Origin of the sequence: Streptomyces sporangiiformans, assembly GCF_005768555.2 — a bacterium.
GTDB classification, from domain to species: domain Bacteria; phylum Actinomycetota; class Actinomycetes; order Streptomycetales; family Streptomycetaceae; genus Streptomyces; species Streptomyces sporangiiformans.
This window is the reverse complement of record NZ_VCHX02000272.1, coordinates 1-9911: the sequence shown is the minus strand read 5'-3', so window position 1 is coordinate 9911 and position 9911 is coordinate 1. Positions and strand designations below refer to the sequence as shown.

Genomic DNA, 9911 nt, shown 5'->3' with positions numbered 1-9911 from the left:
GGGCCCGGCGGGAACCGCGCGGTCGTCGGGCGGGGAGTCGGCGGGGCCCGCGTTGTCCGGCGCGGGCGCGGGCGCGGCGGGGGCGGCGGCCTCGGGCTCGCTCGGCGGCTCGTGCCGGGCGTTCGAGCCCTCGTCGTACGCGTCCATTCCGCCCCGTTCCCGGTGTCGGTCAGATTCCGGTCGCCGGCGCGCGGGGTGCCGCCGTACCGCCCTTGCGGCGCCGCCCCGCGACCGTCGCACCGGAACGGTACTCAGGCCCGCCCGCCCGGCACAGCCCCGGGAGACACAGCGATCACGAGGTTATCCACAGCGGTTGACACCTTACGGCCCTCGTCCCACCATTGAATCGAACGAACCGAACGATCGGTCGGGAGCTCACACAAGGTCGAGGGGAACCGCATGGCGACAGCAGCCGCGCACCAGACGGCCCGCGCAGAGGCGGACGGGACGGCGGACGAAGCCGCGCGGACAGCGGCGTACGAGGCTGTCTTCGACGCCGCCGTCGCGGCCGACGAGCGCATCGAACCGCGCGACTGGATGCCCGACGCCTACCGCTCGACGCTGGTCCGGCAGATAGCGCAGCACGCCCACTCCGAGATCATCGGCATGCAGCCGGAGGCCAACTGGATCACGCGCGCGCCGTCGCTGCGCCGCAAGGCCATCCTGATGGCCAAGGTCCAGGACGAGGCCGGGCACGGGCTGTATCTCTACAGCGCGGCGGAAACCCTCGGCACCAGCCGCGACGAGCTGCTCGACAAGCTGCACCACGGCCGCCAGAAGTATTCGTCGATCTTCAACTACCCCACGCTGACCTGGGCGGACGTCGGCGCCATCGGCTGGCTGGTGGACGGCGCCGCGATCACCAACCAGGTGCCCCTGTGCCGCTGCTCGTACGGTCCGTACGCGCGCGCGATGGTCCGCATCTGCAAGGAGGAGTCGTTCCACCAACGCCAGGGGTACGAGCTGCTGCTGGCCCTCAGCCGCGGCACCCCGGAGCAGCACGAGATGGCGCAGGACGCGGTGAACCGCTGGTGGTGGCCCTCGCTGATGATGTTCGGCCCGCCCGACGACGAGTCCGCGCACTCCGCGCAGTCCATGGCCTGGAAGATCAAGCGGCACTCGAACGACGAGCTGCGCCAGCGTTTCGTGGACATCTGCGTCCCGCAGGCCGAGTCCCTCGGACTGAGGCTTCCCGACCCGGAATTGCGGTGGAACGAGGAGCGGGGGCACCACGACTTCGGGGCGATCGACTGGACGGAGTTCTGGGAGGTCCTCAAGGGCAACGGGCCGTGCAACGAACAGCGGATGGCCCAGCGGAGGCAGGCACACGAAGAGGGTGCCTGGGTACGGGAGGCGGCCGCGGCGTACGCCGGCAAGCAGGCGACCGGAGCGAGCGGGGCCGGCAGGGCAAGTGGGGCCTACGGGGCAAGTGGGGCCGACGGGGCGAGCGAGACTGACGAGCAGGCGGACCAGCCGACCGGAAAGGCGCGAGCATGACCACCAACGACTGGCCGCTGTGGGAGGTCTTCGTGCGCTCGCGCCGCGGACTGTCGCACACCCACGCCGGCAGCCTGCACGCACCGGACGCCGAGCTGGCCCTGCGCAACGCCCGCGATCTCTACACCCGGCGCGGCGAGGGCGTCTCGATCTGGGTCGTCCCGTCCACCGTGATCACCGCGTCCTCGCCGGACGAGAAGGACCCCTTCTTCGAACCGGCCGGCGACAAGCCGTACCGACACCCGACGTTCTACGAGATCCCGGAAGGGGTGAAGCACCTGTGACGGTCACCGCCGGTTCCGCGGCCGCCCTCGCCCTCGGCGACGACGCGCTGGTGCTCTCGCACCGCCTGGGGGAGTGGGCGGGCAAGGCGCCCGTACTCGAAGAGGACGTGGCGCTCGCCAACATCGCCCTCGATCTGCTCGGCCAGGCGCGGGTGCTCCTGTCGATGGCCGGCGACGAGGACGAGTTGGCGTATCTCCGCGAGGAGCGCGCCTTCCGCAACCTCCAGCTGGTCGAGCAGCCCAACGGCGACTTCGCCCACACGATCGCCCGCCAGCTGTACTTCTCCACCTACCAGCGACTGCTGTACGCGGAACTGGCCGCCGGGGACGGCGAGTTCGCCCCACTCGCTGCCAAGGCCGTCAAGGAGGTCGCCTACCACCAGGACCACGCCGAGCACTGGACGCTGCGGCTCGGCGACGGCACGGCCGAGAGCCATGAGCGGATGCGGCGGGCGTGCGAGGCGCTGTGGCGGTACACGGGTGAGATGTTCCAGCCGGTCGAAGGGGTGGACGTCGACTGGCCTGCCCTGCAGGGCCGTTGGCTCGCGTCCGTCTCCGCCGTACTGCGCCGGGCGACGCTCGACACACCGGAGGTGCCCCGGTCCGGGGCATGGAGCGCGGGCGCCGGACGGCAGGGTCTGCACACGGAACCGTTCGGGCGCATGCTCGCCGAGATGCAGCATCTGCACCGCAGCCACCCGGGGGCGTCATGGTGACCAGGACGACCCCCTTCGAAGAGGACACGCCTCTCCTCGATGAGGAGACGACCGCCCTCGAAGAGGAGCTGCGCAGGCTCGCCGGGTCCGTGCCCGACCCCGAACTGCCCGTGCTCACCCTTCAGGAGCTGGGCGTGCTGCGCGCGGTCCATGTCCGTGGCGCCGGCTCGGTCGAGGTCGAGCTGACGCCCACGTACACCGGTTGCCCGGCCATCGAGGCGATGTCGTCGGACATCGAACGGGTGCTGCACGAGCACGGTATGGCGGAGGTGACTGTCCAGACCGTGCTCTCCCCGGCCTGGACGACGGACGACATCTCGGAGGAAGGACGCCGCAAGCTGCGGGAGTTCGGGATAGCGCCACCGCGAGCGCAGCGGACGGCGGGGCCGGTCCCCGTGCCGCTCGGCCCCACGCGTACGACCACGCAGGCGCCGGAGGAACCGGAGGCGGACCCCGTGCGCTGTCCGCACTGCGGCTCGGCCGACACCGAACTGCTCAGCCGCTTCTCGTCCACCGCGTGCAAGGCGCTGCGGCGCTGCCTGTCCTGCCGTGAACCGTTCGACCACTTCAAGGAGTTGTGATGGCTCGCTTCCACACGCTCCCGGTGGCCGCGGTCGACCGGCTCACCGACGACTCCGTGGCCCTGACCTTCGCGGTGCCGCCGGAGTTGCGCGAGGAGTACCGGTACACGCCGGGCCAGCACCTGGCCCTGCGGCGCACGGTCGACGGCGTGGAGATACGGCGTACGTACTCGATCTGCTCGCCCGCTCCCGACCCCACGTCCGCGGACGGCGGCGGGCCCCCGACGCTGCGGGTCGGGGTCCGGCTGGTCGAGGACGGGGCCTTCTCCACGTACGCGCTCAAGGAGATCGCTGCCGGCAATGAGCTGGAGGTGATGACACCGGCCGGCCGGTTCACGCTCGAACCGGCGCCCGGGCTGTACGCGGCCGTGGTCGGCGGGAGCGGCATCACGCCGGTGCTGTCGATCGTCACGACACTGCTGGCTCGGGAACCGGAGGCGCGGTTCTGCCTCATCCGCAGTGACCGTACGTCCGCCTCGACGATGTTCCTGGAAGAGGTCGCCGACCTGAAGGACCGCTATCCGGAGCGGTTTCAGCTGGTGACGGTGCTCTCCCGGGAGGAGCAGCAGGCGGGTCTGCCGTCAGGGCGGCTCGACCGGGAGCGGCTCATGGGGCTGCTTCCGGCGCTGCTGCCGGTCGAAGCGGTCACGGACTGGTTCCTGTGCGGGCCGTTCGGGCTGGTGCAGGGGGCAGAGCGGGCGCTGCGCGGTCTCGGGGTGCAGCGCAGCCGTATCCACGAGGAGATCTTCCACGTGGACGCCGGGGCCACACCGCCCGCCGCCGCACCGGCTCCCGCGCACAGCACGGTGACCGCGCGGCTCGACGGGCGCGCGGGTACCTGGCCGGTGCGGGACGGCGAGCCGCTCCTGGAGACGGTCCTGCGCAACCGACCCGACGCGCCGTACGCCTGCAGGGGCGGCGTGTGCGGAACCTGCCGGGCGTTCCTGGTCTCTGGTGAAGTGCGGATGGACCGCAACTTCGCGCTGGAACCGGAGGAGACGGAAGCCGGGTATGTGCTGGCCTGCCAGTCCCATCCGGCCACGGAGAAAGTGGAGTTGGACTTCGACCGGTGAGCCCGGCTCATCGGCTGTCCACTCCCTTCCTGTCGCGCAGTTCCCTTCTCTCCTGCCGTTCCCTTCTCGTCGCGCCGTTCCCTTTTCATAGAACCTGTTCTACCTTGACGCTCCGTCAGATCCATCCGCCGGGTCGGCACGTGGGAGGACAGGGCTGTGGACTTCACCTTCACCGAGGAGCAGCAGGCGGCCGTGGAGGCGGCGAAGGCGGTGTTCGCCGGCGTCGCACCGGACGGGGTGCCCTCCCCCGCGCTCACCACGGGCGCCGTCGCCGACGACTTCGACCGGGCGCTGTGGGTCCGGCTCGCCGACGCCGATCTGCTGAGCCTCCTCCTGGACGAGAGGTACGGCGGGGCGGGCCTTGACGCCATCGCGCTGTGTCTGGTGCTGCGCGAATCGGCGAAAGTGCTCGCCCGGGTGCCGCTGCTGGAGAGCAGTGCGGCGGCCCTGGCCGTGCAGACGTACGGCGCCGAGGAGTTGAAGGCGGGCCTGCTCGCCCGAGCCGGCCGGGGCGAGCTGGTACTGACCGTCGCCGCGAACGGCCGGACCGGACATGACGGCGCCGAACTCGCCGTGACCGCACGGCGCGAGGGCCACGAGTGGGTACTGGACGGCACACAGACGGCTGTCCCCTGGGCGCACAACGCGGACTTCGTCGTCGTGCCCGCCCTGAGCACCGGCTCCGGCCGCGCCGTACTCGCCCTCGTGCCCCGCGTCCACGAAGGAGCCGAGCTCGCCGACCAGTTCTCCACGACCGGTGAACGGCTCGGTGAACTCAGGCTGGACTCCGTACGTCTCGCCGCCCATGACGTCATCGACGCCGAGGGCGCCTGGGAGTCGCTGCGGGAGCTGCTCGCCACCGGAACGTGTGCGCTGGCGCTCGGCCTCGGGGAAGGCGTGCTCGGGATGACTAGTGAATACACCAGCAAGCGGGAGCAGTTCGGGTTCCCCGTCGCCACGTTCCAGGCGGTGGCCGTGCAGGCCGCCGACCGCTATATCGACCTGCGCGCGATGGAGGCGACACTCTGGCAGGCCGCGTGGCGGATCAGCACAGGGGCGGGCGGGGCACTGCCCCCGTCAGGCGACGTCGCGGTGGCCAAGATCTGGGCCTCCGAGGGCGTACGACGCGTCGTGCAGACCGCGCAGCACCTGCACGGCGGCCTCGGCGCCGACACCGACTACCCCCTGCACCGCTACCACGCCTGGGCCAAGCAACTGGAACTCGCACTCGGCCCGGCGGCGGCACACGAGGAGGCACTCGGGGATCTGCTGGCGGCGCATACGTTGCAGTGATCGTCGCCTCGGAGGCCCTTGGAGGCGGGCCGCTCGCAAGCAGCCCCGGCACCTCGCTGCGGCACCCTGGCTAGAGCACGAAGCCCGACTGGCCCTTGTCGTCCACGACGGGGCGGCCGGTGGCTGCCCAGACCTGCATGCCGCCGTCGACGTTCACCGCGTCGATGCCCTGCTGGACCAGATACATCGCGACCTGTGCGGAGCGGCCGCCCGAGCGGCAGATCACATGGACCCTGCCCTCCTGCGGCGCCGCATCGGTCAGCTCGCCGTAGCGCGCGACGAACTCACTCATGGGGATGTGCAGCGCCCCCTCCGCGTGACCCGCCTGCCACTCGTCGTCCTCCCGGACGTCCAGCAGAAAAGCTCCGTCCGCGAGATCCCCGACCTCGACCGTGGGCACACCAGCTCCGAATTGCATACCCCCGACGCTACCCGAGCAGCGACGCCAGTTCCGCCTCGCGCTCGCTCACCTGTGCCAGGAGCTGCTCGGCGATCTCTTCCAGGAGACGGTCGGGGTCGTCCGGCGCGATCTTCAGCATCGCGCCGATCGCGCTCTCCTCCAGGTCACGGGCCACGACCGTGAGCAGTTCCTTGCGCTGGGCGAGCCATTCGAGGCGGGCGTAGAGCTCCTCGCTGCGGCTCGGGCGCCACTCCTCGGGGACGGGGCCGGCGGCCCACTCCTCGGCCAGCTCCCGGAGCAGGGCCTCGTCCCCGCGGCCGTACGCGGCGTTGACCCGGGCGATGAACTCGTCGCGCCGCTTGCGCTCCGCCTCGTCCTGCGCCAGGTCGGGGTGAGCCTTGCGGGCCAGTTCGCGGTAGAGCTTGCGGGCCTCCTCGCTCGGCCGTACGCGCTGCGGTGGCCGTACCGGCTGTTCGGTGAGCATGGCCGAGGCCTCCGGGGACAGCCCGTCGGAGTCGAGCCAGTCGTGGAACAGCTCCTCGACCCCCGGCATCGGCATGACCCGGGCCCGCGCCTCCTGCGCCTTGCGCACATCCTCCGGGTCGCCGGTCCGCTCGGCGCGGGCCTCGGCGATCTGTGCCTCCAGCTCGTCGAGCCGCGCGTACATCGGCCCGAGCTTCTGATGGTGCAGCCGGGAGAAGTTCTCCACCTCGACCCGGAAGGTCTCCACGGCGATCTCGTACTCGATCAGGGCCTGCTCGGCCGCACGCACGGCCCGCTCCAGCCGCGCCTCGGGCCGATCCGACTCCTCACCGGAGGCCTCGCCGGTGCCACCAGAAACCTCGCCTGTGCCATCGGTCTCGCCAGAGACCTCGCCGCTCTCACCGGAGACCTCGCCGGACTCACTGGTGACCGCGCCGGACTCACCGGAGACCTCGCCGCTCTCACTGGTGACCGCGGCCTCGTCGGACCTCTCACCACGAGAGCTCTCCTCACCGGAACCCTCACTGGCCGCGCCCTCGTCCCCAGTCGGCGGGACCTCCTGCGCCGACGGCACGGGAGCCTGCTCCTCAACGGGCGGCTCGGGCTGCTCGGGCTGGGACTGCTCAGCTTCCGGGGTTGTCACTTGTCCAGCCTAGGCCACGGCTCAAGCCCCCCACCCGGATCCACTCATCAGCCGCCGCTTCCCCACAGCCCGGCCCCGTTTCCTCCGGTCTCTCCCTTCGCGGTCAAACTCCCATCTCTCCCGCGACTCTCCCCGACCGCACCGCCGCCACCAGCGCCGCATGGTCCAGCTCGGTCCGGTCCGCGTAGGCCACCGAGAACGAGGCGATCGCCTCGTCCAGTTCCTCGCTCTTGCCGCAGTACCCCGCGACCAGTCGCGGATCGGCACTGTGGGCGTGCGCCCGCGCCAGCAGTGCCCCCGTCATACGGGCGTAGTCGTCTATCTGGTCGGCGGCCAGTGCCGCGGGATCGACGCTGCCCTTGCGGTTGCGGAACTGGCGTACCTGGAAGGGCCGTCCGTCGACCGAGGTCCAGCCCAGCAGAATGTCGCTGACGACCTGCATACGCTTCTGGCCGAGGACGACACGGCGGCCCTCGTGCCCGACCTCCGGCACCGTCAGACCCACCGTCTCCAGGTGCGGCACCAGGACGGAGGAGCGGGCCTCCTTCACCTGCAGGACGAGAGCTTCACCACGGTGATCGAGCAGCAGCACCACGTACGAGCGCAGTCCCACGCTGCCCGTGCCGACGACCCGGAACGCGACGTCGTGCACCGCGTACCGCGCGAGGAGCGGGAGCCGGTCCTCGGAGAGCGTGGTCAGGTACTCCTGGAGTGACGCCGAGACCACGGCGGCCTCCGCGTCGGGGATGCGCCGCAGCACCGGTGGCGCATCGACGAAGCGGCGCCCGCCGCCCTCGACCGCCTCCGTCGACCTCGCCGCGAAGCGACCGCTGGTGTTGCCCCGCGCCTTCTCCGAGACCCGCTCCAGTGTGCCCAGCAGATCGTGGGCGTCGGTGTGCGAAACGAGCTCCTCGTCGGCGATGGCGTTCCAGGCGTCGAGGACGGGGAGTTTGGCGAGCAGCCGCATGGTGCGCCGATAGGACCCCGCCGCGTACCGCGCCGCCTTGCGGCAGGTGTCCTCGTCCGCTCCGGCTTCCCGGCCGGCGAGCACCAGGGAGGCGGCGAGCCGCTTGAGGTCCCACTCCCACGGTCCGTGCGCCGTCTCGTCGAAGTCGTTCAGATCGATGACGAGACCGCCGCGCGCGTCCGCGTACAGACCGAAGTTCCCCGCGTGCGCGTCCCCGCAGATCTGCGCGCCGATGCCCGTCGTGGGCGTACGCGCCAGGTCGTACCCCATGAGCCCGGCCGAACCGCGCAGGAACGCGAAGGGCGTGGCCGCCATCCTGCCGACCCGTATCGCCGTGAGTTCGCGGATGCGGCCGCGGTTGGACTCCTCGACGGCTGTCACGGCGTCCGGCCGGTCACCGTCGACGTCCAAGAACGCGTGCGCGTCACGCGGCACCCGGCCCCGCAACGCCTTCCCCTCCTCCTTGGCCGACCCCTTCGCAGGCCACTCCGCGAAGCCACGAACCCGGGAAACCCTGGGACCCGCGTCCTGCTCCGCCACCGCGCCACCGAGCTCGCTCACAGCGACCGCCTCCCCCGTGCATGAACATCAACTGGCCACGAAGGTACCGCCGAGCGTCGACCGGCGTGAGCCCCTGTGGACAACTCCGAGCCTGTGGAAAACCCCCGGCAGGGCCACCGCACAGCCTTCGTGCCGTGTGATTGTCCTCACCCGAGAAAGCCGTCCTCACCTGGGAAAGCCGCACGGCACGAGGCATGTGAGCATCGTCATGCGCACCTCCCGTGACCGCGCCCCGGACGACGTCCCGGACAACGCGAAAGCCCCGCAGGTCCAAGACCTGCGGGGCTTCACTGGTGCGCGAGGGGGGAGTTGAACCCCCACGCCCTTGCGGGCACTGGAACCTGAATCCAGCGCGTCTGCCTATTCCGCCACCCGCGCATTGGGTGTGTCGTCCGTCTCTCCCCGAGGGGGTGCGAGCGCCTGCCGACATCCAGAAGATTAGCACGCTGCGAAGGGTGGATTCACATCCCTTTCCGGGGCGGGACACCGGGCACCGGCAGGACGGCCGACCCCCGGCATCACCTGCGCAGCCGCCCCGGACGGCACCTCGGGCCCCGCAGGTCCCGCTCCCCACGTATCGGACAGAACCTGTTCACGTATCAACCTCGTACCGGTCCCGGCCATCTCCCCAGGAGGCGGGCAGGGTCCACAGTCAGGTGCGGGACACTGTGGTGAAGCCACCTCTACGATCCTTCTCATGGGAGTGCGCAGGAGGAGTTCGAAGAGCAGCTCCGAAGGGAACTTCGGGAGGGGACTTCAGTGGGCCTCGACACCTGTCGACCGGGCCGACAGGGGGAACCAGCCGATTTCCCTGCGCGTGGATACGATCAGTAAGCAGTACCAGGACGACGACGAAGGAGGAGGTGCCCCATGGGAGTCCTGAAGAAGTTCGAGCAACGTCTCGAAGGCCTGGTCAACGGCACCTTCGCCAAGGTGTTCAAGTCCGAGGTCCAGCCCGTCGAGATCGCAGGAGCACTCCAGCGGGAGTGCGACAACAACGCGACGATCTGGAACCGTGACCGGACCGTCGTCCCCAACGACTTCATCGTGGAGCTGAGCACGCCGGACTTCGAGCGCCTCAGCCCCTACTCCGGCCAGCTCGGCGACGAGCTCGCGAGCATGGTGCGCGACTACGCGAAGCAGCAGCGCTACACGTTCATGGGCTCCATCAAGGTCCACCTGGAGAAGGCGGACGACCTCGACACCGGTCTGTACCGGGTCCGCAGCCGTACGCTCGCCTCGTCCTCCGACCAGCAGGCTCCGCAGCGCGCTCCCGCGGGAGGCCCCGCCGGCCGCCCCGGAGGCTACGGGTATCCGCCCGCGGCCCAGCCGTCGGGCGCTCCCCCCATGCCGGCCGCGCCGCCACCCGGCGGCCGTCCCAGCCCTGCCGCACCGATGGGCGGCCGGGGCGCC

Annotated in this window: 10 protein-coding genes and 1 tRNA gene; 7 read left to right on the top strand and 4 right to left on the bottom strand. The window is 70.9% G+C overall.

Features of this window, described 5'->3' with window-relative positions:
* Positions 1-399 precede the first annotated feature (399 nt).
* From paaA to FGD71_RS35885, 6 genes are all read left to right on the top strand, one after another.
* Complete coding sequence (gene paaA, locus FGD71_RS35910; RefSeq protein WP_119104737.1) at positions 400-1497, top strand: 1,2-phenylacetyl-CoA epoxidase subunit PaaA; 1098 nt, start codon at positions 400-402, stop codon at positions 1495-1497.
* On the top strand, positions 1494-1781 hold the full coding sequence (paaB, locus tag FGD71_RS35905; RefSeq protein ID WP_119104736.1) for a 1,2-phenylacetyl-CoA epoxidase subunit PaaB: 288 nt from the start codon (positions 1494-1496) through the stop codon (positions 1779-1781). Before paaA ends, paaB begins: the two co-directional genes overlap by 4 nt.
* Entirely contained in the window at positions 1778-2497 is a 720-nt protein-coding gene (gene paaC, locus FGD71_RS35900) for a 1,2-phenylacetyl-CoA epoxidase subunit PaaC (RefSeq protein ID WP_119104735.1), read from the top strand. The genes paaB and paaC overlap by 4 nt, the downstream gene beginning before the upstream one ends.
* The gene (paaD, locus tag FGD71_RS35895; protein WP_119104734.1) at positions 2491-3078 is read left to right on the top strand and encodes a 1,2-phenylacetyl-CoA epoxidase subunit PaaD; all 588 of its coding nucleotides are present in this window, start codon (positions 2491-2493) and stop codon (positions 3076-3078) included. The genes paaC and paaD overlap by 7 nt, the downstream gene beginning before the upstream one ends.
* Positions 3078-4151: a 2Fe-2S iron-sulfur cluster-binding protein gene (locus tag FGD71_RS35890; protein ID WP_119104733.1), complete on the top strand. Its 1074-nt coding sequence runs from the start codon at positions 3078-3080 to the stop codon at positions 4149-4151. The genes paaD and FGD71_RS35890 overlap by 1 nt, the downstream gene beginning before the upstream one ends.
* A 156-nt stretch (positions 4152-4307) precedes the next feature.
* A complete protein-coding gene (locus tag FGD71_RS35885) occupies positions 4308-5444 on the top strand; it encodes an acyl-CoA dehydrogenase family protein (RefSeq protein ID WP_119104732.1) in 1137 nt (378 codons plus the stop codon).
* 70 nt (positions 5445-5514) lie between these two features.
* On the opposite strand, the gene FGD71_RS35880 is transcribed toward FGD71_RS35885, so the two are convergent.
* The 4 genes from FGD71_RS35880 to FGD71_RS35865 all read right to left on the bottom strand — a co-directional run bounded on the left by FGD71_RS35880 (position 5515) and on the right by FGD71_RS35865 (position 8876).
* On the bottom strand, positions 5515-5844 hold the full coding sequence (locus FGD71_RS35880; RefSeq protein ID WP_119104731.1) for a rhodanese-like domain-containing protein: 330 nt from the start codon (positions 5842-5844) through the stop codon (positions 5515-5517).
* Positions 5845-5872: 28 nt separating this feature from the next.
* The gene (locus tag FGD71_RS35875) at positions 5873-6628 is read right to left on the bottom strand and encodes a J domain-containing protein (protein ID WP_181359338.1); all 756 of its coding nucleotides are present in this window, start codon (positions 6626-6628) and stop codon (positions 5873-5875) included.
* A 445-nt stretch (positions 6629-7073) separates the two neighbouring features.
* Positions 7074-8498 carry a DUF2252 domain-containing protein gene (locus FGD71_RS35870; protein WP_119104729.1) on the bottom strand — a complete coding sequence of 475 codons (1425 nt, stop codon included), beginning with the start codon at positions 8496-8498 and terminating at the stop codon, positions 7074-7076.
* Positions 8499-8789: 291 nt separating this feature from the next.
* Positions 8790-8876, bottom strand: a tRNA-Leu gene (locus tag FGD71_RS35865).
* Between the two features lie 492 nt (positions 8877-9368).
* Here FGD71_RS35865 and FGD71_RS35860 point away from each other — a divergent pair.
* Positions 9369-9911 (top strand): DUF3662 domain-containing protein (locus tag FGD71_RS35860; protein ID WP_119104728.1); only part of this gene is annotated, 543 nt, incomplete at its 3' end.

What these genes read in the sequence shown, in the direction of transcription:
- paaA (WP_119104737.1), top strand. Translation starts at nt 400, where the DNA reads ATGGCGACAGCAGCCGCGCACCAGACGGCCCGCGCAGAGGCGGACGGG.
- paaB (WP_119104736.1), top strand. Translation starts at nt 1,494, where the DNA reads ATGACCACCAACGACTGGCCGCTGTGGGAGGTCTTCGTGCGCTCGCGC.
- paaD (WP_119104734.1), top strand. Translation starts at nt 2,491, where the DNA reads ATGGTGACCAGGACGACCCCCTTCGAAGAGGACACGCCTCTCCTCGAT.
- FGD71_RS35890 (WP_119104733.1), top strand. Translation starts at nt 3,078, where the DNA reads ATGGCTCGCTTCCACACGCTCCCGGTGGCCGCGGTCGACCGGCTCACC.